Below are 25,258 nucleotides of genomic sequence, written 5' to 3' on the forward strand. Positions count from 1 at the left end.
AGAGACTGACAGCAATAATGGATAATATTAATCGCATTTTCTTTCAAGCCATTAATCAATACGCAGGAAAAAGCGGTATATTAGATGCCTCAGCTATTTTTATAGCTGAGGCTATGCCTTATATCTTGATTGGAATAATGCTCTATCTGTGGTTTTTTTCTGATCAAAGCAAACAACGGATTAGCTTTTTTGCTGGTTATTCAGTGCTGATCGCATTATTGCTGAGTTATATTATTGGTGCTGCCTACTTCCATCCTAGGCCTTTTGTAGCCAATTTAGGAACTCAACTGGTTGAGCATGCAGCTGATGCTTCTTTTCCTTCAGACCATACCACATTTATTTTTGCTATTTCTTTGATGTATTGGCTCAACAAACCTACTAGAAGTCTAGGTGGCTGGCTAAGCTGTTTAAGTTTAATTGCTGGTTTAGCTAGGGTTTTTGTGGGTGTTCACTACCCCTTTGATATTGCTGGCGCAGTTTTGGTTGGTCTAGTGTCGTCTTTAATGGTTATTTATTTAGCAAAAAAAGTAAGCTATTTAGAAAAAGTTTTTAAGTTGTTTTGCTGTATTAAATTACCTAGCTCGATTAAAAACTGAAACCAAACAAAATTTAAACCTTATTTAGTTTGAGTTGTTTTTGCACTGGTGCAAAACTGCGTCGATGTTCTGCTAGTACACCAAAACTTGCCAAGGCTTCGAAATGTGCCTTAGTAGGGTAGCCTTTATGCTTGGCAAAGCCATAGTCAGGGTAAAGTTTATCTAGTTCTAACATTTGCGCGTCTCTGGTGACCTTAGCCAAAATAGAAGCTGCTGCAATAGCAGGATGGCGAGCGTCGCCTTTTACCACTGCTAGCCCAGGTAGTTGTAAGCTTTGTGGCAGGCGGTTGCCATCAACCAATACAAACTCAGCGGCGCTAGGTAAAGCATCTATTGCTCTTTGCATGGCTAAAAAACTGGCTTGTAAAATATTCAACTCATCAATTTCAGCGGCACTGGCTTCAGCTACAGCCCAAGCTAAACTTTTCTGCTTAATTTCTATGGCTAAAGCTTGACGCTTTTTTTCAGTCAGTTTTTTAGAGTCATCTAGCCCGGCTAGGGGTTGCTTAGGGTCAAGAATAACTGCACCGGCTACAACAGAGCCAATTAAAGGGCCACGCCCTGCTTCATCAACCCCTGCAAGAAACAAGCCTTGATAAGGGATTTCAGCGGCCGTTAATGGGGCTAGGTCTGTATTTTTCATTCGGGGATTTTAACTTAAGCGTTGAGTTGTTTGGCGATAGCTTGCGCAGCTTGCTTGCTGGCATCCCGCTTTAACTGCTGATGAAGAGCATAAAAGGCTTGGGTTTGCTCAGCTGCAACGGCTGGCTCATTCAGTAACTGGTGTAAATCTTGGGTTAATTGATCTACGTTGGCTTGGTCTTGTAAGCGCTCATGAACAAGTGTCTTTTGAGCTAATAAGTTAGGCAAGCTGACCCAGGGTGTTTTTAACATGAACTTAGATAGCCACCAGGTAAAAGGGGCAAGTTTATAACTAACCACCATCGGCGTTTTACAGAATAAGGCTTCAAGCGCCACAGTTCCAGAAGCGACTAAGCAAAGATCGGCTGCCTGTAATGCCTGGTCCGCCTTACCCTGAAGTAACTGCAGGTCTTTAACTGGATAGTCAGCTAATAGCTGCATAATTTCTTCATAGCGTTTAGTTGATGCTGCAGGTAATAAGAAAACTGCCTTGGGGTGCATTTTTTTTATTGCTTGTGCTGTTTGTAGAAATAAGGCACCCAGACGTGCTACTTCACCAGCTCGAGACCCAGGCAGCAAGGCAATAATAGGTTGTTCTTCTTCAACTAAGCCTAAGTTTAGGCGAGCGGCAGATTTATTAGGCTCCATGGGCAGCTTATCAGCTGTAGGGTGGCCAACAAAGGTAACTGGAACAGCATGATCTTTATAAATATTGGTTTCAAAAGGTAGTAAGGTAAGCATTAAATCGATGCTTTTTTTTATACCTTTAATGCGACCTTGTCGCCAAGCCCATACCGAAGGGCTAACATAATGAACTGTCTTTACTCCTCGAGTGCGCAGCTTTTTTTCTAAACCAAGAGTAAAATCTGGTGAGTCTATGCCTATCATTAAGTCTGCACCCCAGCTAAGAGCATCTTGGTAAAGGTGCTTTCTAACCTTAATAAGCTTAGGTAGGTGTTTAAGAATTTCTACCACACCCATAACAGACAGCGTTTCAAGAGGGTAAAGGCTAGTTAAGCCTTCAGCTTGCATAAGCTCACCACCTAAGCCACGAAACTCTGCCTTAGGAAATAGTAGTTTTAACTCAGCAATTAAACCTGAACCTAAAATATCGCCAGATATTTCTCCAGCAACCAGGTAAATCTTCAACGTGTAATACCGCGAGCGGAGTTTTTTATAGAGTTTAGGAAGATTTGAATAACCGGCGTTACTGGTTCAGCTTCAATTTGGTTAATGGCATCTTGTAAGTTTAACCCCTGACGAAAGATAACCTTATAGGCATGACGTAAGGCTTGCAGGGCTTCTTTTGAAAAGCCTCGGCGCTTTAAGCCTTCATAGTTAATACCGTGAGTTTCAGCTGGGTGGCCACTTACCATTACATAGGCGGGTATATCTTTTAAAATAATAGAACCGCCACCACACATGGCGTGAGCACCTACACGACTAAATTGGTGAACCGCTGACAAGCCACCGAGAATAGCAAAGTCACCTAAGGTAACATGACCAGCCAGGGTTGCTTGGTTAGCCATAATGCAGTTGTCACCTACCACGCAATCGTGAGCAACGTGTGAATAAGCCATAAATAGGTTACCGCTACCTATCTTGGTTAGGCCTAAATCTTGTGCTGTACCTCGATGGATAGTGACGCTTTCTCTAATAACATTATCATCACCCATTTCTAAACGGGTGGGTTCACCATTATATTTTTTGTCTTGGCAGTCTTCACCTACACTGGCAAATTGAAAAATACGATTACGTTTGCCTAAGCTACTAGGCCCTTTTATAACCACATGAGGGCCAATAACACTACCCTCGCCAATAGTTACCTGCGGGCCGATAATGGAGTAAGGGCCAACCTCAACATCATCTGCCAGTTGTGCTGAAGAGTCGATCAGCGCTGTTGGATGAATTAGGCTCAAACTTTTTTCTCCGCACAAGTGATGTGAGTTTCGCACACGGTTTCACCTTCAACGTGAGCCCTACATGCAAAAACCCAAATGCCACGTTTTTCACGCAATACTGTGGCTTCTAATGTTAAGCGATCGCCAGGAACAACTGGGCGCTTGAAACGGGTTTTTTCGCTACCTACAAAATAATACAGATGGCCATCAGCGGGTAGCTTGTTAACGGTTTTAAAGCCTAAAATACCAGCAGCCTGTGCCATAGCTTCAATAATTAGTACGCCTGGGAAAATAGGATGGTCTGGGAAGTGACCTAAAAAATAAGGCTCATTAACCGTTATATTTTTGTAAGCAACAATGGATTTACCTAACTCAAAGTCTGTTACCCTATCAACCAATAAAAAAGGATAGCGGTGGGGTAGGTATTTTCTTATTTCATTAATATCCATTACCATGGACTTTTACCTCTAAAAAACGCTAACAAATAAAGCGTTAAGTTATTAAGCAGCTGAAGAAGTCAGTGCAGTTTATTTATTCCGATTCAGCAAGCTGTCGGAGCTGGTTTTCAAGGCTTTTAACCTTTTGATTTAGATCTTCTAGTTGTCTAAAGCGTACGGCACTTTTGCGCCAATTAGCGCTAGGTAAGAGCCCAGTACCCGAGGAGTAAACCCCTGGCGTATTGACTGACCCAGTAATCATGCCCATTCCTGTTACCTGAACACCATCACAAATTTTGATATGCCCTGCTATACCGCTATTGCCACCAAACATACAGTTAGCGCCTATAGAGGTAGAGCCTGCAATACCAACTTGTGCAGTAATGGCAGTATGCTCGCCAACTTGAACGTTGTGGGCAATATGAACTAGGTTATCTATTTTCACGTCTTGTCTGATGAGCGTATCACCAAGCGCACCTCGGTCAATGGCGGTGTTTGCTCCTATTTCGACCTGGTCACCTATAATCAGCCTGCCTAGCTGGGCAATTTTTTCCCAGCCTGCGTTTGTGGGTGCGAAACCATAACCGTCGCAGCCTAAAACAGCACCCGAATGAATAATGCAGTTTTTACCAATTTCAACGCGGCGATAGAGAGTAACACGAGGGTGCAGCAAGGTGTTCTCACCCAGACTAGAGCCTTCTGAAAGTATTGTGTGAGCACCAAGGATGACACCAGCAGCTATTTTACAGCCAGACTCGATTACAACAAATGGCCCTATATGTGCAGATGGATGAACTTCAGCATCTTCTGAAATACTAGCCGTAGGATGAATAAATCCAGCAGCAGGCTTCTCATCGTCAAATAAGTGGCTTAGTTTGGCAAAACCTAAATAGGGGTTAGCGACTAGTAAGCTATTACCTACATATTCATTAGCTTGATTGGGTTTAAGTAGCACCGCACCTGCTTGGCAATCCTTTAAGAAAGGTAGGTATTTGGGGTTACTTAAAAAGCTAACTTGAGATGACGTAGCTTTTTCAAGGCTCGCCATCTCGGTTATCTTGTGTTCAGGATCACCGTGAACTTCTGCATCTAAATAAGTAGCTAGTTCACCTAAGGTAAAAGTTTTCATTAGGTTGATTATTTAGCCTTGTTAAGTTTGTCAGCCACAGCTTGAGTTAAATCGAATTGAGGTTTAGCAAAAGCAACGGCTTGTCTATCAAGCAACAAGTCAACCTTGTACTCTTCTATAACTTCATTAACAGCAGCTTCAAGACTGGGTCTATGGCGTTCAACTATCTCTTGGCGAACTTCTTGAAGTTGCTTTTGCAGTCTTGAAGCAACAAATTGGTATTCTTGTGCTTTTTGTTCTACCTGTTGACTAATTTTACGTCGCTCGTCTTCACTCATAATTGAGCTGTCACGCTGTAAACGCTCTTGTAAGCTGCGTGCTTCTTCAGCTAATTGGCGCGCCCTTGATTGTTCTGCGCTCATTTGCTGGTCAGCATTTTTAAACTCTTCCTTAACCTTGTTAGACTCCATTAATGCACCTTGCCAGTCTAAAACTGCAATGCGTGGTGACTTTAAGTCATCAGCAGTTACACCATAACTAAGGCTCAGTAGTAAAGTGAGTAATAATGTTTTTAAAAAGTTAAATTTCACTGTTGTATCCTTTGGGTTAGAAAGTTTGTCCAAGTGAGAATTGGAAGAACTCAGTTCTATCATCGGGTCCATCATTTAAAGGTTCAGCAATACTAAATGCCAAGGGGCCAATAGCAGTTAACCAAGTAAGACTAATACCAACTGAATAGCGTAGCTCGTCTAAATCTACTCCCTTAGTGCAGCTAGGGTTGTTGCTAAAGCATCTGCTGGTGTAAACACTGCCTCCATCAAGAAATAGGCTGGTTTGCATAGAGCGCTGATCTTCAATAAAAGGTAGAGGAAAGATAAGCTCTGCTGAACCTTCCATCAAAATATTACCACCCAGTGCATTACTTGTTTTACTTTGAACACCGTTAAATGTTTGAGTACTTCTCTGTCCTAGACTGTTCGAGCGATAACCCCTGACTGAGCTAAGACCACCTGAGAAATAGTTTTCATAAAAAGGTAGTTGCTTATATTCACTACCTAGACCGTCACCATAACCTAAATCAGTTCTAAATTTAAGCGACCAGTTATCAGCTAGCTTAAAATACTTTTGCCCACGGTAATTAGCTTTATAAAATTGATAATCAGAGCCGGGTGCTGCTAACTCTAAGCTAAAACTTTGGTAGCTACCATTAGTGGCTAGAATGCCTCGGTTAAGTAGGTTTCTTGTCCAGCGTCCAGTGACCCGATAGTTAAAAAACTCTAGACCGTGTTCTTCATTAAAGGCGCGAATATCATCTAAAAGAATGATGTTTTGGTATTTTTCTGCTTGCACAGTGGTGTTATCAAAGCCTAAAGATAGGCTTAAACGGCTGTTTCTGGAAATAGGATAGCCGTAGGTAACATTCGCACCATAGGCATCTGTTGCATAACTAGAAATCCCGTAATCTTCATCAAAGTCTGTTTCACGATAAAAAAGATTAAACCCACGAGAAACCCCATCAATAGTGTAATAGGGGTTTAAGTAAGAAAAGTTATAGCTGGTACGGAAGTCGCTACGGTTAGCACCAAAGCTAACAATATTACCTGTACCTAAAAAGTTATTTTGTGATAAGGCAGCACCATAAACCACACCACTAGACTGTGAGTAACCAACACTGGCAGAAATAGATCCAGAGGGTTGCTCTTCTACAGTGTAGTTAACATCGATTAAGTCTGGGTTAGTCGCGCTGGGTTGGTTTTCAACATTAACGCTACTAAAAAAGCCGAGCCTATCTAGTTGCTCTTTAGATTGTTTAATTAAATCTGTATTAGCTGAAGCGCCCTCTAGCTGTAACATTTCGCGTCTTAATACTTCATCTTTAGTGCTAATATTGCCCGCAAAATTTATTTTTCTTACATAACTGCGGCGACCGGGATCGACAAGAAAAATAAGCTTCACTTCTTTTTTATCGTCATCAATATCGGGTCGTCCATTCACTTCAGCAAAGGTGTAGCCTTCAATACCTAGGCGACGTCGAACTCCTTCGCTGGATGCTGTCATGGCACTGCGTGAGAAGGTATCTCCTGATTTTAAGAAAATATACGGGTTAAGCTGCTCTTCTTCTAAAATAAGCTCACCCGCTAGCTCGACATCGCTTACTTTGTATTGGTCACCCTCAAATACATTGATGGTGATAAAAATATCTTGGCGATTAGGGCTAATCGATACCTGAGTAGATTCAATATTAAAACGTAAGTAACCGTTATCTAGGTACCAAGACCTTAGACTTTCTAAATCACCTGCTAGTTTTTCCCGTGAATATTGGTCGGCTGAGTTGAAGAGGGTCCAACCTTTAGTTTCGTTCAGTTCAAAGTGCTTGAGTAGTTCTTGATTTGAATAGTTTTGATTACCTACTAGGTTAATGCGGCGAATTGCAGCAACACTTCCTTCGTTAATCTTTATTTTAATGGCAACTCGGTTACGAGGCAGCTCTTCTACTTCGCTGGTGATTTTTGCACTATAGCGCCCCTGTGCGTGGTACATACGCTCAAGCTCAAGCTTAATTTGATCTAAGGTTGAGCGCTGAAAAATTTGCCCTTCTTCTAAACCAGCTTGTGATAAACCCTTGGTTAAATCTTCAGAGCTGACCTTTTTGTTACCCTCAATTTCTAGCTTTTGTAGGGTAGGGCGTTCTTTAACACGTAAAATAAGTTGTTCTTTCTCTGTGTAAACGGCCACATCATCGAAAAGCCCAGTAGTAAAAAGCTGCTTACTAGCTTGAGTAATTTGCTCTAGGCTTATGGGTTCATCGGTTTGTAAAGGTAGTTGAGAAAAAACGGTACCTGGTGATACACGCTGCAAACCTTCAATACGAAGATCTTCTATTTGAAAAACCTCAGCAGCCTGAAGGCTAAAGCAGCTAACAAATGCTAAAGAAAAAACTAGGTATTTAATTAAAAAAAATGGATTACGAAATTTCACGCTGCTTTGTATCCGTGTTTGTATGGTGTAAAGACCTGCGTATAAACAAGTGCTCTGCTTAAAACAGCCAAATGTTTAGTGACTAAAGGCGCATTAAATCAAAATAAAAAGCTAGAAGCATTAGGCTTCCAAGCATCAGTATGCCTACTCGAGTAGCTGCTTCTTGCACCGCCTCTGTCACTGGCTTACGGCGTATGGCTTCAATAGCATAGAAAAACAGGTGGCCCCCATCTAATACAGGTATAGGTAGTAAATTAAGAATACCTAGACTAATACTGACGTAAGCTAAAAAGCTAATGAAACTTTCCCAACCGGAGCGTGCAGAATCGCTGGCAACCCTAGCAATAGTAATGGGGCCTGACAAGTTGCTAGGGCTAATTAATCCAGTCACCATTTTGCCAAGAGAGTTGAGTGTTAACCAGCTCATTTCTGCAGTTTTTTGTGATGCGCGCACTAAAGAATCTACCGGGCCAAAGCGTTGCTCGCGTAATAGCTCGGCAGGCCATTCAGGCACATCGACTCCTGCACCAATAAAGCCAACTTGACTACCGTCTTCTAGCACTCGAACACCGGGTGTAATAGCGACTTCTAAGCGCTGTGCGTCTCGTTGAATGGTTAAATAAATTTGCTGATTAGGGTTGGCTTGTAGTTGTTCTACTAGGCCATTCCAGCTAGTAATCGTTAGGTTATTAACACCTATAACCTTGTCTCCAGCTTGTAAGCCCGCAGCCTTGGCAGCGCCAGTTGATTGAATGCTGCCTAGCACGGGTGCTAGTTCTGGTCGCCAAGGGCTTATGCCTAAGTTTCCAAAAGGGTCGGGCTGTTCTTGGCCTGATAAAAAATTGGTTAGCTTAAGGTTGAGTTCCCGCTGGTAGCTATCTTGTTCATTACGAACATTTAATGTGAGGTTGGTTGTTTCACCCATTCGAGACAGTAAACCTAAGCCAACTTCTTGCCAGCTAGGTGTGTTACTACCATCAACGCTTAGAATTTCATCACCTTGTTTTAAACCAGCCAAGGCAGCAGGTGAGTCCGGCTCTACCTTGCCAACTAGGGGGGCTGGTACCTGAGTACCAATTATAAAAATAAGCCAATAAGCAAGTATAGCGAGTAAAAAGTTAGCGACAGGCCCTGCTGCAACTATCGCAAAGCGTTGCCCTACACTTTTTCGATTAAAAGACTGGTCAGCAAGGGCTTCTGGTACATCGCCCTCACGCTCATCCAGCATTTTGACATACCCGCCTAGCGGTAGTGCTGCAATCACATACTCAGTGCCTTGCTTGTCGTGCCAGGTAAATAATGGTTTTCCAAAGCCAACAGAGAAGCGCAAAACTTTTACACCACATAGACGTGCAACCCAGAAATGGCCAAACTCATGAAAGGTTATCAGTATGCCAAGGGTAATAATTAAAGCTAAAACTGTGTGTAAAAAATCCATAACTAGCTTTTAGTCCACAAAAGGTTAGTGAAAATTCTGAATAATGCTAGCGGCTAACTGATTCGCTCGCTGATCTTCTGACAGTAGAAATTCTAGATCGTTTGCTGCTTGAATAGTGCTAACTTCTAACACTTGGCTGATAACTTCAGGTATTTGCGTGAAGTTAATTTGTTGGGCTAGAAAAGCAGCGACGGCAACTTCATTGGCCGCATTAAGTAGGGCAGGTGCAGTGCCACCTGCTTCAAAAGCTTGGCGGGCCAGCTTTAAGCAAGGAAAGGCATCTTCATCTGGTTTTTCAAAAGTTAAAGCTGTTGAGGTTATTAGGTTGAGTGCTTCAACACCAGCGGGTATGCGCTCTGGCCAAGCTAGTGCATGAGCTATAGGGGTGCGCATGTCAGGATTGCCAAGTTGAGCTAAAACTGAGCCGTCTAGGTAGCTAACCATTGAGTGGATAATACTTTGTGGGTGAACCACGACTTCTATTTGTTGGGGTTGAACACTAAACAACCAGCAGGCTTCAATAAGCTCTAAACCCTTATTCATTAAGCTGGCTGAGTCGACAGAAATTTTTTGACCCATAGACCAGTTGGGGTGAGCTATGGCTTGAGCGGGAGTAACTGCTTGCAAAGACTCTTTTGACCAGCCACGAAAAGGCCCACCAGAAGCTGTTAGCAAAAGTTTCTCTATGCCTTGTTCAGCAAAGCTACGTTTTGCAAAATCGGCTGGTAGGCATTGAAAAATAGCATTGTGCTCTGAGTCGATAGGTAGCAAGACAGCTTGATGAGTTTTTACTGCATCCATAAAAAGAGCACCCGACATAACGAGTGCCTCTTTGTTGGCTAGAAGAATGCGTTTGCCTGCTTTAATGGCTGCTAACGTAGGAAGAAGACCTGCAGCACCAACTATGGCAGCAACAACAACCTCAACTTCAGGAGTGCTAGCTAAAGCCTGCAAGCCTTCCTTGCCAGCTACCACCTCTGTTGAACAGCCGGCTGCAAGCAGTTGTTCTTGAAAGTAAACTGCTTTTTCTTCAGGTACTGCTGCTAGCTGGGGTTGAAACTTTTTGCAGATGTCTAGTAGCTCGGCTAGGCGTTGATGCCCCGATACGGCGAAGACCTGATACTGATCTGGGTTACGAGCGATCACATCGAGGGTTGACTGACCTATAGACCCTGTTGCGCCTAAAATAGCAACTTGTATCATGTTAGGCCGCCAGCAAAGTTAAGTAGAAGCAAAGTAAATACGGGTACTGCTGAAGTTAAGCTATCAATACGATCCATTACGCCACCATGGCCAGGAAGCAGCTGGCTGGAATCTTTCATACCTGCCTCCCGCTTAACTAAGCTTTCGGTAAGGTCACCTAAGACAGAAACTGCGGTTACTAAGAGTGTTATGGCCCAGAGCAGGCCAAACTGACTTAAAGAAAACCCTTGGTAAACACTTGCAGTAACAGTGAGCAAGCTAGTACCTACTAAACCACCTAGAACACCTTCCCAAGACTTGCCTGGACTAACGGCTGGTGCCAGTTTGTGTTTGCCAAAAGCACGACCAGCAAAGTAAGCAAATATATCGGCAACCCAGGCAATCAATAAGACATAAAGCAACCAGAACCAGCCCTGTTCACGCAAAAGAATAAAGCCAGCCCAGGCAGGAATTAGAATAAAAATACCCATTACTAAGCGGCGTGGAGGGCAGCGCCAAATAGCTGTAGTGCGTGGGTAGGTTACAACAAAAAATAGAGCGACTAGCCACCAAACAAAGCCTAGCCATAGTGCTTCCTGTAAACGCTCAGGCTGCTGGTAAACGCCATAAAGCATTAACAATATAAAAATAGGAAAAAGTAGTTGGCCCCTAAGCTTAAAGCCAGAAAGCCTTGCCCACTCCCAAGCACCAATTCCAATCACTAGACCCGTAAAAATAGCAAAGGGCATAGCGTTAAGGCCAAACAACCCCCCAAGTGCCAGTGGCGCTAATATAAATGCAGTTAGCAGTCTTTGCTTTAACATGGCTAGGGGTATCCGTTTTAATTAACTTTGAGGCGTTACTTCACGTCCACCAAAACGTCTTTGGCGGTTAATGAAAGTTTTAAGAGTGTCGTAGAAAGCCTGTTGTCGAAAGTCAGGCCAAAAGGTTTCAACAAATACCAGTTCTGTATAAGCCAGTTGCCAGAGTAGAAAGTTACTTAAGCGCTTTTCACCGCTGGTGCGTATACATAAGTCTGGATCGGGAAGGTCATCAAAAGCTAGGTGTTTTTGCAAAAGGTCTTCGTTTATTTCATCGGCTGTTAACTCACCCTTGCTAACTTGTTGGGCTAGTTGACGAGCTGCAGAAGTAATATCTTGTCGCCCACCATAATTGGCTGCAATGACCAGGGTGGTTTTGGTATTTTGGGCGGTTAGCTCTTCAGCCTTTTGCATTAGCTGTTGAAGCTCTTCAGAAAAAGCAGAGCGATCACCGACAATTTTTAACTTTACCTGGTACTTGTGTAGGCGTTTGGTTTCACGGCGCAAAGCCCACCTGAAAAGCTCCATTAAGCCGCTCACTTCTTCTGCTGGCCTTCTCCAGTTTTCACTAGAAAAGGCAAACAGGGTAACGACCTGAATACCTTGCTGTAATGCAACTTCAAGTACAGCTCTAACTGAATCAACACCTGCTTTATGTCCAGCTAAACCAGGTAGTTTGCGTTGTTTTGCCCAGCGGTTATTGCCATCCATAATAATGGCGACATGCTTCGGCAAGACCTCGAGTTGAGGTAGATCGGTCGTTGATGACATAGGAGAAGCCTGTTGGTTAAATTTGCATCAAGTCTTCTTCTTTGGTGGCTAAGGCCTTGTCAATTTCAACTGTAAACTTATCGGTGATTTTTTGAATTTCATCTTGCGCACGACGCTCTTCATCTTCACTAATTTCTTTGTCTTTTAGTAAAGCTTTTAACTGGTTATTAGCATCACGACGAATATTGCGTATAGCTACACGCCCATTCTCAGCTTCAGTACGCGCTTGTTTAGTGTATCCTTTGCGCGTTTCTTCAGTTAAAGCAGGCATAGGAACGCGAATATTGGAACCGGCTGTGTTTGGGTTAAGCCCAAGGTCAGACTTCATTATGGCTTTTTCAACTTCTGGCACCATATTTTTTTCCCAGGGTACAACAACCAAAGTACGGTTATCTTCAATGTTGATATTGGCAACCTGACTAATAGGTACTTCGCTGCCATAGTAGTCAATACGAATTGAATCTAGAATGCTGGGGTGCGCACGACCAGTACGAATTTTATTAAAAGCGCCTTTAAGTGCTTCAAGGCTTTTATCCATACGTTCTTGGGTGTCTTTATTAATTTCGTTAATCACAGTATTTACCTCTATACAAAGTAGCTAAGCAAGAAATAGGGTTTAACCTTTTTCGATTAAAGTGCCTTCATGTATGCCCACTGCTAAATTAAGCAAAGCGCCAGACTTGTTCATGTTGAAAACCCTCACTGGCATGCATTGGTCTCTAACTAGGCAAATAGCAGTTAAGTCCATTACTTCAAGCTTTTTATCAAGTGCTTCGTCATAACTAAGACGTTCATATTTTACTGCATCTGAATGTTTTACTGGGTCTTTATTATAAACACCGTCAACTTTGGTTGCCTTAATAATAACATCGGCGTCTATTTCAATACCGCGTAAACAGGCAGCAGAGTCGGTAGTAAAGAAAGGGTTGCCTGTACCAGCAGAAAAGATTACAACATCACCTGAAGTGAGGTAGCGTATGGCGGTACGACGATCATAATGCTCTACCACACCGCTCATAGGAATAGCCGACACAACACGAGTACGTATGTTGGTACGCTCTAATGCATCACGCATGGCAAGGGCATTCATAACCGTTGCTAACATGCCCATGTGGTCGCCAGTCACTCTTTCCATACCTGCAGCACTTAAGGCTGCGCCACGAAAAAGGTTGCCACCACCAATAACAATACCTACCTGAACACCTATGCCAACGAGCTGACCTATTTCTAAGGCCATACGATCTAGCACTTTAGGATCAATACCAAACTCTTGATCTCCCATAAGGGCTTCGCCGCTCAGCTTAAGAAGAATACGCTTGTATTTAGCATTACGATCAGGTGTGGCCATGGCAAGTCTCCAAATAGGCAGAATAGAGGGTTCTTTAATTGCACAAAAACGTGCGGGGAAGACCCAGCACGTTTTTGAGGAGCTTCTAAGCTAGTAGTCTAACCCAGAATAGGTTGGTTTGGTTTTTAACGACCTGCAACCTGAGCTGCCACTTCTGCAGCAAAATCTTCTTCTTTCTTTTCGATGCCTTCGCCAACTTCAAAGCGCTCATAGCTTACAACTTCACCACCTGCTGCTTTAACATAAGCACCTACAGACTGATCTGGGTTCTTAATGAAAGGCTGTTCAGTTAGGCTGTTTTCAGATAAGAATTTTTTCAGACGGCCACCGATCATTTTTTCAGCAATGTCAGCAGGCTTATTAGCCATGTCTGGTTGTGCCAAAATAATGTCTTTCTCTTGTTGCAGTTCTGCTTCTGGCATATCAGCAGGCTTGCATACACGAGGGTTAACTGCGGCAACGTGCATGGCAACGTCTTTAGCTACTTCAGCATCGCCAGCTGAAAGAACGCTAATAACACCAATGCGGCCACCGTGAACGTATTCACCAATAACTGCACCTTCAACTAGTGTGGCGCGGCGTACGGTAATGTTTTCACCGATTTTTTGTACGAGCGCTTCACGTGCATTTTCTAAATCGCCTTCGGTTAGCTTGGCAATGTCAGTTTCACGAGTCGCTAGAAGCTTGTCTGCTACCTGGTCTACAAAGCCTAGGAAGTTGTCATCACGCGCAACAAAGTCGGTTTCAGAGTTAACTTCTACCATTACACCGTAGCTGCCATCAGCAGAAACGCGTGTAGCGATGGCGCCTTCAGCTGCAATACGACCTGCCTTTTTAGCAGCTTTTAAACCAGAGTTTTTGCGTAAGTCATCAATGGCTTGTTCTATGTCACCGTTGCTTTCTTCAAGTGCTTTTTTGCACTCCATCATTGCTAAGCCAGTACGGTCACGTAATTCTTTAACTTGTGCGGCAGTAATCTTCGCCATGAATAAATCCCCTTGATGAGAAGATGTTTAGAAGGTTTTAAATAACCAATAATAGAGGAAGCCTGCCTAAAATTATTAGGCAGGCTAGGCTGAAAACTAATTATTCAGCGGAGTTTTCTGCAACTTCAATTAGCTCTTCCACAACTTCGCCTTCGCTAGCTTTGCTGCAAGCAGCTGCTACAGCACGTACGTAAAGCTGTACGGCGCGAATGGCATCATCGTTACCAGGAATAACATAGTCAACACCGTCTGGGTTAGAGTTGGTATCTACTACACCAATAACTGGAATGCCAAGCTTGTTTGCTTCATTAATGGCCAAACGCTCATGGTCTACATCGATAACAAATAGTGCGTCGGGTAAGCCACCCATATTTTTAATACCGCCAATGGAGCGCTCTAGCTTTTCCATTTCACGGGTGCTCATTAGAGCTTCTTTCTTAGTTAACTTTTCAAAAGTACCGTCTTGTTGCTGTGTTTCTAGTTCACGTAAACGACGAATAGACTGACGGATAGTTTTGTAGTTAGTCAGCATACCACCTAACCAGCGGTGGTTAACGTAAGGCATGCTCACCTTGTCGGCTTCTTCACGAACTACTTTGCTTGCAGCGCGCTTAGTACCAACAAAAAGAATTTTGTTTTTACCGTTAGCTAGTTTTTCAACAAAGCTAAGAGCTTCGTTAAGAGCAGGTACGGTTTTTTCTAGGTTAATAATGTGAATTTTGTTACGCGCACCAAAAATGTATTTGCCCATTTTTGGGTTCCAGTAGCGCGTTTGGTGACCAAAGTGAGCGCCTGCTTGTAGTAGGTCACGCATAGAAACTTGTGCCATTATTGTCATACTCCAGTAGTTCGGGTTAAGCCTCCATACACCCCAAACATCAACCCTAGCTATCTTTGCTTAAGGCACCCAGATGAATGTGTCGGTGTATGTGTGACGTTAAATTGCACTTATAGTAAGTGCGGTTATTTGCTTAAAATCGACTTAAGATAAAGTCCTAGATAAGAGTAGGCGCTTGTTTGCCAAGAGTCTGCCCTTGTCGTATCCTTTCACAGTTGATTTTAAGCGCGCAATTTATAGCACAGTCCTGCGCGAACATAAAGCCTAAATTCGTTTTGGGCTAACTTTTTAAGTGAGTTGTTGAATGAATGTCTTGATAAAAACACCTGAAGAAATTGAAAAAATGCGTGTTGCAGGCCGCTTGGCTGCAGAAGTTTTAGAAATGATAGCCCCCTATGTTAAAGCAGGTGTTTCTACAGGTGAGCTAGACACCATTTGTCACAAGTATATAGTTGAAGAGCAGCAAGCAATACCAGCGCCACTCAATTACCATGGCTTTCCAAAATCCATTTGCACCTCAGTCAACCATGTTATTTGTCATGGTATTCCAGATGATCAGCAGCTACTGAAAGATGGTGACATTATTAATATTGATGTCACTGTTATTAAAGATGGCTACCACGGTGACACAAGTCAGATGTTCTATGTAGGAGAGCCCAGCATAGAAGCAAGACGCTTAACAGAATTTACTAAGCGTGCTCTTTACGCTTCTATTAAATTAGTGAAACCGGGTGCGCGTATTTCTGAAATTGGTAAGCTGATTCAAAACATGGTCAAAAAAAATACCAGTCGTTTTTCTATTGTTCGCGAGTATTGCGGCCATGGTATAGGTAAAGAGTTCCATGAAGACCCACAAATACTTCATTACGATGGGTACACCCCAAGAACTGACTTAATTTTAAAGCCAGGCATGTGTTTCACCATTGAACCTATGATTAATGCGGGTAAACGTCATAGTAAGCTGTTGGACGATGGCTGGACTGTTGAAACATCAGATGGAAAACTCACCGCTCAATGGGAGCACACCCTCTTAGTGACTCAAACTGGGGTAGAAGTGCTAACCCGTCGTAGTGAAGAAACCTTTTAACGCTTATTTCTTCAGCGAGGTCGATTATGAGTGTTAACTATCAGTTTAAACCTAACTTGGTACTCTTCGACTTTCAGCGCTTAGAAAAACAGCTAGAAGCTAGCCCTACTCAAGTTCCACTTCTTAAACAGGCGTTAGGTATTATTAACCAGCGCCTGGATCAAGCCTTTTATGATGGTGCTGATATTCGTGATCTGGTCTATGGTCGTGCTTGGGTTATGGATCAGTTATTAGCATTAATATGGCAGCTATTTGACTGGCCGGATAATAAGCTAGCCCTTTTTGCTGTTGGAGGTTACGGGCGGGGTGAGCTTCATCCTAAATCGGATTTAGATTTACTGGTATTGGTGGAAGACAATGACTCTACTCGTTACCACCAACCTCTAACGGAGTTTATCACCCTACTTTGGGATATTAAGTTAGAAGTCGGGCATAGCTTCCGCTCTTTAGAAAACTGCGAAAATGAAGCTAAAGCAGATATTACTGTTGCCACTAATCTTTTTGAAAACCGTCTTTTAGTTGGCAGTTTAGCCTTGCAAGAGGCGTTATCAGAGCGTTTAACACAAAATAAAATGTGGCCTTCTGCTAAGTTTTTTGATGCTAAGTGGCAAGAGCAGCGCATTAGACATAATAAGTACAACAATAGTGACCACAACCTAGAACCCAATATAAAAAGCTCGCCGGGTGGTTTGCGAGATATTCAAATGATCGGCTGGGTAGCCAAGCGGCATTTTAATGCCACTTCAATAAAAGACTTGTTGGTAGAAGGTTTTTTAACTGAAACCGAAGTGCGTTTGCTAGAACAAGGACAAAGTTTTTTATGGCAGGTGCGTTATGCTTTGCATTTAATTGCCGAAAGGTGTGAAGACCGCTTGCTGTTTGATTATCAGCGTGAATTGGCAGTGTTATTTGGTTATTTAGATACCGAAAAACGCTTAGCTGTTGAACAGTTTATGAAGCGCTATTACCGAGTGGTCACCACCCTAACCGAGTTAAATGATGTGCTACTGCAGCATTTTGAGCAGGCACTTTTAAAGCCAGATGAAGTGCATCAAGTCACCTACATTAACCAGCGTTTTCAAATACGCGATGGTTTAATTGAGCACTTAGGTGATGATGTTTTTGAGCGCGACCCCTTTGCACTGATTGAAGTGTTTTTGCTAATGGCCGAGCATGCAGAAATAAAAGGTGTTCGTGCTACAACGATACGTGCCTTACGTGATCACCGCTATTTAATTGATGAAGCTTTTCGTCAAGACAAGCGCGTTAACCAGCTATTTATGGCGCTACTTAACTCACAAGGCGATGTTCCTTTGCAGTTAAACTTAATGGGGCGTTATGGCATTTTAGGTCGTTATTTACCCGAGTTTGGTCATGCAGTTGGCCTTACTCAGCATGACTTATTTCATATCTATACTGTTGATGCCCACACTCTAAGGCTTTTACGTCTGTTGCAGAGCTTTCGTGACCCAGAGGAGAAAACAAACTTCCCTCTCGCTTCTAGCATTATGCCGCAGCTACCTAAGCTGGCAATTATTTGGTTAGCAGGGCTTTTTCATGATTTAGGCAAGGGCTACGGTGGTAATCATTCAGAAATAGGTGCGGTTAGCGCGTTAGATTTTTGTCTAAGCCAAGGCTTAAGTAGCAGTGATGCTAACCTAGTTAGCTGGCTAGTAAAAAACCATCTATTAATGTCAATGACAGCACAAAAACAAGATTTAACTGATCCAGAAGTGATACGCCGCTTTGCTGAGAAGGTTGGTAAGCAGGTTCATTTAGATTATTTGCATGTGCTAACCGTTGCGGACATTAATGCAACCAACCCTAAGCTATGGAATGGATGGCGTGCTGCACTATTAAATCAACTCTATACAGAAACAAAACGTGCCCTAAGTCGTGGCTTAGAAAACCCAATAGACTCAATGGACTGGATAGAAGAAACCCAGAGTAAAGCTTTTAAAGGTTTGCAAAGTGCAGGCGTAGATAAACAAAAAATTTTAAACCTCTGGTCTAGTTTAGGGAGTGATTACTTTCTACAAAATACAGCAGAAGAAGTGGTTTGGCACACCCTAGGTATTTTAAATCATGCACCGAGTAAACAGCCTCTTATTTTATTAATGGCTCCAAGCGAAAATATTAGAGAAGGCGGTACCAAGGTATTTATTCATTCCAAAGATGTTGCTTTTGGTTTTGCTGCAACAGCTGCTACTTTAGATAGGCTTGGGCTCTCAATTCATGATGCCCGCATTGCTTCAAGTGATGCAGGCTATACTCTAAACACCTTTATAGTATTAGAGCAGAATGGCAAAATACCACGCAGTAAAGCTCGATTGCTAGAGATAGAGCGTAAGCTAATTAGTTCACTGAATAATCCAGAGAACTTTCCTCAGCTAGTTAAACGACACACCCCAAGACAGCTAAAACATTTTACCCTACCCACGCAGGTTTACATTAGTAACGATCCTAGTAACCTACGCACCCTAATTGAAGTTATAACGCCAGATCGACCTGGTTTATTAGCAAGAATAGGGCGCATTTTTGTAGAGTTTGATTTGTGGCTTCAGAACGCCAAAATAGCCACCCTAGGCGAAAGAGTAGAAGATGTTTTCTTTGTTACTTTGCAAGATGGTAGCCCTTTGGCTGACCCAGAGCTTTGCCACCAATTAAAAACACGCTTATGTGATGAGTTAGACAAGCAAGCTAAAGAGCCAGGTTACCCCCTCTACGATTCAGGCTGGCAGCGTTAGCTTATTGATTTTTAATATTAATAGCAGCGAAAGACTAGGAAAAAAGATAAGATGTTGAAGCTTTATGGAATACCTAATTGTGACACCATGAAAAAAGCGCGCACTTGGCTAGATGAGCAGCAGCTCGCTTATGAGTTTCATAATTATAAAAAATCTGGAATAGATACCAGTCGCTTACAGGAATGGGTAAGCCAAGTGGGCTGGGAGGTTTTAGTTAATCGCCGTGGTACAACTTGGCGTAAACTAGCAGAAGAAGACCGAGAGGGTATAGATGAAGCTTCAGCTATTCGTTTAATGCAGGTCAACCCTAGTTTAATAAAACGCCCAGTGCTTGAGGCTGATCAGCGACTGCTTGTTGGGTTTAACCCAGACGATTGGCAGCAGCTGAATAAATAAACCAGTGGTTACAACTAAATACCTACCTATTATTAGCCCGGAGACCTACCATGAAGATGCTTAACCGCTCTGCTATCAGTATTCAATTAAAACAACCTTTTGTTGATTGGATTAACAGTCTAGATGGTGAAGATGACGAGCAGGTAACACTTGCAGAAGTTAACTTAGAAGCCACCACCTACCTAATGCCTGAGTTAGAAGATGAGGAGGCATTAGAAGATTTTGTCGATGAGCGGCATTTTGAACTCTTAGAAAACGAACTGCTTTCTTGGGAAGACGATGCAAGCTTATGGCCTGCAGATATGGATAGGGCTTTATTTGATGAATTTTTAGAGGTGAAGCTATCGTTTATGGTGTTTGATTTAGATGAACAAGCCCCTTTGTTAGCAACGGTTTTAGATGAAGCAGAGGCTATTGATTAGTCGCTGGGTTGTTATTGGTTGATAGGTCAGTAGGTAGTAGTAAAACCCCTCTACTTAAGATAAGTGCAGGGGTTTTGTTAGTTAAAGCTATTGATCAGTAGCTTGCATAGAGTGGGTTTCTACTTCTATATCTAACACGTTACAAGACCCTGGACGCAGCACCAGCACCCCGTACTCTTCTACCTGATGTTGGTCATCTTCCTCGCTGCCTACTTCAATAGAAAGACTATTGCCTTCTAAATAATCAGGGCTCACTAAGATAGTAGCTGGTATGCCCTCATCCCAAATAATCTCAATTTCAGCTAAGTCGGGTAAGTCTATGCGCTCACCTTCTGGGGTCACACCTTGCAAACGGGGTCTAGAATTCATTCATTGCTCCAGTAAAAATTAGCCTGCTAATAAATAAAGTTAATGACTACGAAGGTCATCTTGCACACTTTGGTAACTTCTAGCCCAAGGGCGCTGTTTTTGCAGACTCTTAGGTAGCTTTTGAATTCCTGCTAAGGCTTGGTCACGGTTGGAATAGTCACCATAAACTACGACATACCAAGGCTGACCCTTGTAACGCCCTTCAAAATAAGAAAAGTCTGAGCGGTTAGTTGTTTGAGATTGAATAAAGCTCTTAACACTCGCTTCATCTAGGCTACCCATCATTTGTAGGGTGTAATGGGTTGCTGGCTTAGCCATAAGGCTTGCCTCTCTTCTAGCACCCTTATCTACCCAAGTTGGTTTTTTGGCGGGTGCTTTTTCTGCTAGCTTTTTGGGTGCTGTAGGTTTCTTTGGCTCTACTGTTGGTTTAGTTGGCTTGGCAGGCTCTTCTACAGAGGGCTGAGTCGCTAAAGGAGTATCATCGGGTAAATCAAGCCCACTAGTGTTTTCTTCTAATACTGGGCTTTCTACACTAGCTTCAGCCTGGGCAGTAACTTCTGTTGGTTGCTGAGTTTCAGCCTGGTCTGTAGGCAAAGGTGTTTCTTCAGGCTGAGGCTCGTTAGTGACCTTGCTTTGTTCAGGTAAGGCGGGTGGCTGCCATGCCGCTTCACCTTGACGTATTTCTTGTGGGCGGCTTATTAAGCTGGTATCGGGTGTTGAGCTAGGCTGCAGCTGGTCTTTATACAAATAGCCCACTAGAAGAAGTGCCACTAAACTGGTTGCAGCCAATATAAAACCCAAGGGCAGCTTACCTTTTTTATTGGGTTTAGCTTTTTTGGGTTGAGTTGTGGTTTTGGTTTTTTTAGCCTTGGATTTTTTGGGAGATATTAGGCTAGGGGCAAGGCTAGCTGAGTCAGAGCCATTTCTTAGCTGTTCAACTAGCGCAGAGTTTAAGAGGCCTGGTAATCCCTTAGACGCTTTATAAGCTTTAGTAAACTGCTGGTCATCTAATGGGAAGGTGTCTATACCAACACTCTTGCAGCGATGATCTAAGTAGTTTCTAGCTTCTGCTTCATTAAAAGCTTCTAGTGGTAGGTGGTGGCCTACCGACTCAAAGCGGCTAAGATTTTCTTTTTGATGGAGTTTAGTGAAAAGCGCCTGGCTTCCAAACAAGGCTAGGTGCGGCCTATGATTGTCACTCGCTGTAGTGGCAAGTTCTAATATAAGGTTAATAGCATCTTGCTCTAGGTTTTCTGCGTTATCTATAACAATTAAGCAGCTACCACCTTCTTCGCTTAACTGGCTGCTAAAATTACGAATTTCAGCAATATAAAAGTCAAAGTCTGCTTTGGCAGGTATTTCTATATTTAAGTTTTGAGCTAAGGTGGGTAAAACCTGTGCAGCAGAAGCGGTTTGTTCTGCATCTAATAGGCTGACAACAACACCTGAATCGAGTTGTTGGAGCATACGGTTTTTAAGGTGAGTTTTACCGCTGCCTTGTTGACCAGTGACAGTCAGCAGCAGGTTGCTGTATCGACTTAAATGAAGCAAAAGGTCTAGGTGTTTACCGTGTTGCTTCCCCGAATAAAAAACAGCAGCATCATTTACATGCTCTAATAATAGCGCCTGTTCATTAAAGGGTGTTGAACTACTTAGTGATGGTTCCCTGGGTTGCATGCCAGCGACTCCGTGGACATTATGCGTTGGCTAAAAGATTAATTAGCATTTAATCATATCAGAAGGTTCAGAAGAACGCGTTACTGGTTAAAGCGAGTGCGTTTTTGTAAGCGCATCAGTAATGCACTCTTCTAGCAGGGGTAGTTTGTTAAACTCTACCAGCTCTGCTTGCCCTAATTGTTTTAAAAGAATAAGTCTCAGCTGACCATCGATATTTTTTTTATCCACAGCCATGTGCTTTAAAAAGCTAGCAAGAGTCATTTCTTCTGGTGGTTTTACAGGTAAATTAGCAGCAAGTAAGATTTTTTCGACTCTTTCTACTTCTGCTAAGGTTAACCAGCCTAAACGGCGTGATAAGTCTGCCGCTAGCCACATACCGCATGCGACGGCTTCACCGTGTAACCACTGCCCATAACCCATTTCAGTTTCTATGGCGTGGCCAAAGGTGTGACCTAGGTTTAATAAAGCACGCTTACCACCTTCACGCTCATCTTCAGCCACAATATCGGCTTTACTTTGGCAAGAGCGGGCTATGGCTTCGGCTAGTAATTGACTATCACCTTTTATAAGGCCGGCCATATTATTTTCGAGCCATTCTAAGAAGACTAGGTCGCCTAGTAAACCGTATTTTATAATTTCTGCAATACCTGCAGCTAGTTCTCGACTAGGCAGGGTTTTTAAAACCTGTGTATCGGCTAATACTAAGCTGGGCTGCCAAAAAGCACCCAGCATATTTTTGCCTAGTGGGTGATTAACCCCAGTTTTGCCACCGACAGATGAATCTACTTGAGATAAAAGCGTGGTAGGTATTTGAATGAAATTAATTCCACGTTGATAACAAGCAGCAGCAAAGCCTGTCATGTCGCCTACTACACCACCACCTAGGGCAATTAAAGTTGCTTTGCGGTTAAAACCTTCATTGAGTAGCTTGTCCCAAATTTTTTCAAGGGTTGCAAGGGTTTTGTAAGCTTCTCCATCGGGAAGAATGCAGGTTTGAACGTTTAGGTCAGGTTTAGCCTGACTTAGGCTAGAGCTCAGTTGCTCAAGGTAAAGAGGGGCAACTTGGGTATTGCTAACAATTAAAACCTGCTTGCCGGTGAGCAAAGGCAAAATTAAACTGGGTTGACTAAGTAAATTTGAGCCAATATGAATGGAGTAGCTGCGCTCTCCAAGGTCTAGATTAAGGCTTTGCATGAGATTTCCGATTCATTCTTTAATTATAAGTGGTGCAGTAATTGTTGTTTAATATCCCGCATGACTTGACGAGGTGGGCCGCTGGTCAGTATCAACAATTAAATGAGCTGTCGCTAGGTAAAGTGGGTCACGTTTTTCTTTAAGTTCTTCAAGTCGCGCACGCGGGTTTTCTGTTTGTAGTAGTGGGCGGCTACGGTCTTTACTGGTGCGTAGTAGCTGCTGATCAACTGTCGTACGCAAGAAAATGACCAGTCCTCGCTCTTTTAAGTATTGGCGGTTCTCTTCTTTTAATACGCTGCCACCACCTGTAGAAAGAACGATGCCCTGCTCTTGGGTTAGCTCGTCGATAACTTGCGTTTCACGCTGTCGAAAACCTGCTTCACCCTCTAGATCAAAAATCCATGGGATACTGGCTCCACACCTTTCTTCAATCACTCTATCTGAGTCATAAAAAGGGCGCTTTAAAGCACTAGCTAATAAGCGACCTAGGGTACTTTTACCCGCTCCCATAGAGCCAATTAAAAAAATATTGGTCAGCGAGTTACATTCTTGTTCATCTTGCATTAGTTTCTTGCCAGAGCATCGTCTATCATTCTTGGAGTTATAAAAACCAGTAATTCTACTTTTTCTTGGCTGCTATAGGAACTGCGGAATAGCCAGCCAATTAAAGGAATATCACCAAGAAAAGGAACTTTGCTTTCTCCCTCAAGTTTTTGTGAGGTGAATATACCACCTATTACAATAGTTTCACCGTTATTTACTAATACTTGAGTTTCTACTGCGTTGGTATTGATGGTTGGGCCAGAGTTTTTAGTTTCCTCGCCTTTACTATCGTTGTTAACCTGTAAGTTAAGGAAAATACGCCCATCACCTACAATTTGCGGGGTTACTTCAAGGCGAAGTTCAGCCTGACGAAATTCAGTTGTTCGCTCACCATCGCCATCCACAGAGGTATAAGGAATTTCTTCACCTGACCTAATAACGGCTTTATTGCGGTTAGAGGTAATCACTTTGGGTTGGGAAATGATTTCACTACGATTTTCAGATTCTAAGGCAGCTAGCTCTAAGTCGAGCAAGAGCTTGTTAGATACAAAACCAAAGTTAGCACCTGTTTCTGGGCTAAAGTCTATACTTGTGCCTCGGTTAGACTCTAAAAGGTTGTCATTGATTAAAGCGCCTCTCTCGGTCTCTCTTCTAGTGTTAAATTGCCCCAAGCCGGCTGTTGGGCTGCTTCTTACCCCCCAACTAACACCTAGCTCTTCTCCAACACCAGTACGAGCAACCACAATTCTGGCTTCAATCATAACCTGGTCTACAGGCACATCTAGGGTTTTGACTAGGTCTTGAATGCGGTTAACCTGCTCAGCTGTATCACGTACATACAGGGTGTTGGTGCGGTCATCCACTAACAGGTGGCCACGTTCAGACAAAAAACGTCTAGTTGACTGACGAGTATTTTGTTCTTGTTCAAGGCTAGGCATGGGTAGGCTACCCAGCAGGCCAGCGGCTAGGTTATTGGTTGGTGTGTTGTCTGCTTCTTGGTCACCTAAAATAAAAGCTTGTAAGGCCGTAGCGTCGGCATAACGAATTTTAATAAACGCATCTTCTAATGGGCTAACATTGGTAGCAGAAAGTTTGGCTTTTTGCTGTTGCTCTTCTAGTTGAATAAGGTCAGTTGCTGGAGCAACCAACAGAATTTTACCCTGTTGTCTGCTAGCTAACCCTTGAGAAATTAACACTATATCTAAGGCTTGGTCAGAAGGAATATCTTCTAATTGAAGCGTAATATTGCCTACAACATTTTCCCCAGCCACTAGGTTTAAATCTAAGAAGGCAGCCAGCTCTGCTAGCAGTTCGCGCACTGGAATATCGTGGTAACTAAGTGACACTAAGTCACCCGTATAGCGAAAAGCAGAGCTGCCAGGTGATCGTGCAGCGTCTTGGCTAAGGCTGTTTGCGGTAATTTCAATTTGCAGTTGCTTATCACGAGTGTTGAATAAGTAGTTGTACTCACCCTCTATGTTAATAATGAGTTCAGCTCTGTTACCTGTTTGAAAAAGCTCTAACTGGTTGACCTGGGTAGAAAAATCATTGGTGTCGTAGAGGTTGATTAAGTCGTAGTTAATATCAGTTGTAGGGAACTTTAGCTTTAAACCTTTAGGCAATTCTTCTGCTTCGGGCAAAAGGGGTTGGCTAGAAAAATCTAATAAAACTCTAGCGTTGCCTTGGTTGGTTCGCTGGAAATCTATGCCTGTAATCTGCGCCTTATTTGCCAAAGCAGTTAAAGGTAGCAAAAGACTAACAATGCATAAGAAAACAAGTGGCCAGGCTTTGGAGTGAAGATTAATAGTCATACAA

25 protein-coding genes are annotated in these 25,258 nt (G+C 42.9%); 5 read left to right on the forward strand and 20 right to left on the reverse strand.

Going from position 1 to position 25,258, the window contains the following annotated elements; all coding sequences use genetic code 11:
• The first annotated feature begins 17 nt into the window (after positions 1–17).
• Positions 18–596: an undecaprenyl-diphosphatase gene (locus BP27_RS0101235; protein ID WP_036238950.1), complete on the forward strand. Its 579-nt coding sequence runs from the start codon at positions 18–20 to the stop codon at positions 594–596.
• 13 nt (positions 597–609) lie between these two features.
• Here BP27_RS0101235 and rnhB read toward each other — a convergent pair whose 3' ends face one another.
• The 15 genes from rnhB to rpsB all read right to left on the reverse strand — a co-directional run bounded on the left by rnhB (position 610) and on the right by rpsB (position 14,999).
• Positions 610–1,239 (reverse strand): ribonuclease HII, encoded by a 630-nt coding sequence (gene rnhB, locus BP27_RS0101240; protein WP_051610101.1) that lies wholly within the window; start codon positions 1,237–1,239, stop codon positions 610–612.
• A gap of 14 nt (positions 1,240–1,253) precedes the next feature.
• On the reverse strand, positions 1,254–2,387 hold the full coding sequence (gene lpxB / locus BP27_RS0101245) for a lipid-A-disaccharide synthase (protein ID WP_027849989.1): 1,134 nt from the start codon (positions 2,385–2,387) through the stop codon (positions 1,254–1,256).
• Entirely contained in the window at positions 2,384–3,157 is a 774-nt protein-coding gene (lpxA, locus tag BP27_RS0101250) for an acyl-ACP--UDP-N-acetylglucosamine O-acyltransferase (RefSeq protein WP_036238953.1), read from the reverse strand. The genes lpxB and lpxA overlap by 4 nt, the downstream gene beginning before the upstream one ends.
• Positions 3,154–3,594: a 3-hydroxyacyl-ACP dehydratase FabZ gene (fabZ, locus tag BP27_RS0101255; RefSeq protein WP_027849991.1), complete on the reverse strand. Its 441-nt coding sequence runs from the start codon at positions 3,592–3,594 to the stop codon at positions 3,154–3,156. The genes lpxA and fabZ overlap by 4 nt, the downstream gene beginning before the upstream one ends.
• Positions 3,595–3,670: 76 nt before the next feature.
• Positions 3,671–4,705 carry a UDP-3-O-(3-hydroxymyristoyl)glucosamine N-acyltransferase gene (gene lpxD / locus BP27_RS0101260; protein ID WP_036238956.1) on the reverse strand — a complete coding sequence of 345 codons (1,035 nt, stop codon included), beginning with the start codon at positions 4,703–4,705 and terminating at the stop codon, positions 3,671–3,673.
• Between the two features lie 8 nt (positions 4,706–4,713).
• On the reverse strand, positions 4,714–5,235 hold the full coding sequence (locus BP27_RS0101265; protein WP_027849993.1) for an OmpH/Skp family outer membrane protein: 522 nt from the start codon (positions 5,233–5,235) through the stop codon (positions 4,714–4,716).
• Positions 5,236–5,251: 16 nt separating this feature from the next.
• Entirely contained in the window at positions 5,252–7,597 is a 2,346-nt protein-coding gene (gene bamA, locus BP27_RS0101270) for an outer membrane protein assembly factor BamA (RefSeq protein WP_027849994.1), read from the reverse strand.
• A gap of 109 nt (positions 7,598–7,706) precedes the next feature.
• Complete coding sequence (rseP, locus tag BP27_RS0101275; RefSeq protein WP_027849995.1) at positions 7,707–9,062, reverse strand: RIP metalloprotease RseP; 1,356 nt, start codon at positions 9,060–9,062, stop codon at positions 7,707–7,709.
• Positions 9,063–9,086: 24 nt separating this feature from the next.
• Positions 9,087–10,265, reverse strand: coding sequence for a 1-deoxy-D-xylulose-5-phosphate reductoisomerase (gene ispC / locus BP27_RS0101280; protein WP_027849996.1), 1,179 nt, complete (start codon positions 10,263–10,265; stop codon positions 9,087–9,089).
• Positions 10,262–11,068 (reverse strand): phosphatidate cytidylyltransferase, encoded by an 807-nt coding sequence (locus BP27_RS0101285; RefSeq protein WP_027849997.1) that lies wholly within the window; start codon positions 11,066–11,068, stop codon positions 10,262–10,264. Before BP27_RS0101285 ends, ispC begins: the two co-directional genes overlap by 4 nt.
• 21 nt (positions 11,069–11,089) lie before the next feature.
• Positions 11,090–11,836, reverse strand: coding sequence for a polyprenyl diphosphate synthase (gene uppS / locus BP27_RS0101290; RefSeq protein ID WP_027849998.1), 747 nt, complete (start codon positions 11,834–11,836; stop codon positions 11,090–11,092).
• 16 nt (positions 11,837–11,852) lie between these two features.
• Positions 11,853–12,410, reverse strand: a complete 558-nt coding sequence (gene frr / locus BP27_RS0101295) for a ribosome recycling factor (protein WP_027849999.1) — start codon at positions 12,408–12,410, stop codon at positions 11,853–11,855.
• 42 nt (positions 12,411–12,452) lie between these two features.
• Positions 12,453–13,184 (reverse strand): UMP kinase, encoded by a 732-nt coding sequence (pyrH, locus tag BP27_RS0101300; RefSeq protein WP_027850000.1) that lies wholly within the window; start codon positions 13,182–13,184, stop codon positions 12,453–12,455.
• A 125-nt stretch (positions 13,185–13,309) separates the two neighbouring features.
• Positions 13,310–14,170, reverse strand: coding sequence for a translation elongation factor Ts (gene tsf / locus BP27_RS0101310; RefSeq protein ID WP_027850001.1), 861 nt, complete (start codon positions 14,168–14,170; stop codon positions 13,310–13,312).
• A 100-nt stretch (positions 14,171–14,270) separates the two neighbouring features.
• Positions 14,271–14,999: a 30S ribosomal protein S2 gene (rpsB, locus tag BP27_RS0101315; protein ID WP_027850002.1), complete on the reverse strand. Its 729-nt coding sequence runs from the start codon at positions 14,997–14,999 to the stop codon at positions 14,271–14,273.
• 313 nt (positions 15,000–15,312) lie between these two features.
• Here rpsB and map point away from each other — a divergent pair, with 313 nt between their 5' ends.
• The 4 genes from map to BP27_RS0101335 are packed head-to-tail and all read left to right on the forward strand — an operon-like array spanning position 15,313 to position 19,660.
• Positions 15,313–16,095 carry a type I methionyl aminopeptidase gene (gene map, locus BP27_RS0101320; RefSeq protein ID WP_027850003.1) on the forward strand — a complete coding sequence of 261 codons (783 nt, stop codon included), beginning with the start codon at positions 15,313–15,315 and terminating at the stop codon, positions 16,093–16,095.
• Positions 16,096–16,121: 26 nt separating this feature from the next.
• A complete protein-coding gene (locus tag BP27_RS14810; protein WP_425411873.1) occupies positions 16,122–18,842 on the forward strand; it encodes a [protein-PII] uridylyltransferase in 2,721 nt (906 codons plus the stop codon).
• A 51-nt stretch (positions 18,843–18,893) separates the two neighbouring features.
• Positions 18,894–19,238 carry an ArsC family reductase gene (locus BP27_RS0101330; RefSeq protein ID WP_027850004.1) on the forward strand — a complete coding sequence of 115 codons (345 nt, stop codon included), beginning with the start codon at positions 18,894–18,896 and terminating at the stop codon, positions 19,236–19,238.
• Between the two features lie 50 nt (positions 19,239–19,288).
• Positions 19,289–19,660, forward strand: a complete 372-nt coding sequence (locus tag BP27_RS0101335; protein ID WP_027850005.1) for a hypothetical protein — start codon at positions 19,289–19,291, stop codon at positions 19,658–19,660.
• Between the two features lie 87 nt (positions 19,661–19,747).
• On the opposite strand, the gene BP27_RS0101340 is transcribed toward BP27_RS0101335, so the two are convergent.
• The 5 genes from BP27_RS0101340 to BP27_RS14820 form a co-directional block, all read right to left on the reverse strand.
• Positions 19,748–20,029: a hypothetical protein gene (locus BP27_RS0101340; RefSeq protein WP_027850006.1), complete on the reverse strand. Its 282-nt coding sequence runs from the start codon at positions 20,027–20,029 to the stop codon at positions 19,748–19,750.
• Between the two features lie 39 nt (positions 20,030–20,068).
• On the reverse strand, positions 20,069–21,706 hold the full coding sequence (locus BP27_RS0101345) for an AAA family ATPase (RefSeq protein WP_027850007.1): 1,638 nt from the start codon (positions 21,704–21,706) through the stop codon (positions 20,069–20,071).
• Between the two features lie 87 nt (positions 21,707–21,793).
• Positions 21,794–22,900, reverse strand: coding sequence for a 3-dehydroquinate synthase (aroB, locus tag BP27_RS0101350; RefSeq protein WP_027850008.1), 1,107 nt, complete (start codon positions 22,898–22,900; stop codon positions 21,794–21,796).
• Positions 22,901–22,948: 48 nt separating this feature from the next.
• Positions 22,949–23,464, reverse strand: a complete 516-nt coding sequence (aroK, locus tag BP27_RS14815; RefSeq protein WP_084324470.1) for a shikimate kinase AroK — start codon at positions 23,462–23,464, stop codon at positions 22,949–22,951.
• Positions 23,464–25,254, reverse strand: coding sequence for a type IV pilus secretin PilQ (locus tag BP27_RS14820; protein ID WP_051610103.1), 1,791 nt, complete (start codon positions 25,252–25,254; stop codon positions 23,464–23,466). Before BP27_RS14820 ends, aroK begins: the two co-directional genes overlap by 1 nt.
• Positions 25,255–25,258: the final 4 nt, after the last annotated feature.

The sequence above is a fragment of the Marinospirillum insulare DSM 21763 genome (assembly GCF_000686905.1).
Taxonomy (GTDB): Bacteria; Pseudomonadota; Gammaproteobacteria; order Pseudomonadales; family Halomonadaceae; genus Marinospirillum; species Marinospirillum insulare.

Coding starts and splice junctions, on each gene's coding strand:
- BP27_RS0101330 (WP_027850004.1), top strand. CDS start 18,894: ATGTTGAAGCTTTATGGAATACCTAATTGTGACACCATGAAAAAAGCG.
- ispC (WP_027849996.1), bottom strand. CDS start 10,265: ATGATACAAGTTGCTATTTTAGGCGCAACAGGGTCTATAGGTCAGTCA.
- lpxD (WP_036238956.1), bottom strand. CDS start 4,705: ATGAAAACTTTTACCTTAGGTGAACTAGCTACTTATTTAGATGCAGAA.
- BP27_RS14810 (WP_425411873.1), top strand. CDS start 16,122: ATGAGTGTTAACTATCAGTTTAAACCTAACTTGGTACTCTTCGACTTT.
- BP27_RS0101345 (WP_027850007.1), bottom strand. CDS start 21,706: ATGCAACCCAGGGAACCATCACTAAGTAGTTCAACACCCTTTAATGAA.
- aroK (WP_084324470.1), bottom strand. CDS start 23,464: ATGCAAGATGAACAAGAATGTAACTCGCTGACCAATATTTTTTTAATT.
- pyrH (WP_027850000.1), bottom strand. CDS start 13,184: ATGGCCACACCTGATCGTAATGCTAAATACAAGCGTATTCTTCTTAAG.
- BP27_RS0101340 (WP_027850006.1), bottom strand. CDS start 20,029: ATGAATTCTAGACCCCGTTTGCAAGGTGTGACCCCAGAAGGTGAGCGC.
- uppS (WP_027849998.1), bottom strand. CDS start 11,836: ATGTCATCAACGACCGATCTACCTCAACTCGAGGTCTTGCCGAAGCAT.
- fabZ (WP_027849991.1), bottom strand. CDS start 3,594: ATGGTAATGGATATTAATGAAATAAGAAAATACCTACCCCACCGCTAT.
- BP27_RS14820 (WP_051610103.1), bottom strand. CDS start 25,254: ATGACTATTAATCTTCACTCCAAAGCCTGGCCACTTGTTTTCTTATGC.
- BP27_RS0101285 (WP_027849997.1), bottom strand. CDS start 11,068: ATGTTAAAGCAAAGACTGCTAACTGCATTTATATTAGCGCCACTGGCA.
- map (WP_027850003.1), top strand. CDS start 15,313: ATGAATGTCTTGATAAAAACACCTGAAGAAATTGAAAAAATGCGTGTT.
- tsf (WP_027850001.1), bottom strand. CDS start 14,170: ATGGCGAAGATTACTGCCGCACAAGTTAAAGAATTACGTGACCGTACT.
- aroB (WP_027850008.1), bottom strand. CDS start 22,900: ATGCAAAGCCTTAATCTAGACCTTGGAGAGCGCAGCTACTCCATTCAT.
- rnhB (WP_051610101.1), bottom strand. CDS start 1,239: ATGAAAAATACAGACCTAGCCCCATTAACGGCCGCTGAAATCCCTTAT.
- BP27_RS0101235 (WP_036238950.1), top strand. CDS start 18: ATGGATAATATTAATCGCATTTTCTTTCAAGCCATTAATCAATACGCA.
- BP27_RS0101335 (WP_027850005.1), top strand. CDS start 19,289: ATGAAGATGCTTAACCGCTCTGCTATCAGTATTCAATTAAAACAACCT.
- rpsB (WP_027850002.1), bottom strand. CDS start 14,999: ATGGCACAAGTTTCTATGCGTGACCTACTACAAGCAGGCGCTCACTTT.
- rseP (WP_027849995.1), bottom strand. CDS start 9,062: ATGGATTTTTTACACACAGTTTTAGCTTTAATTATTACCCTTGGCATA.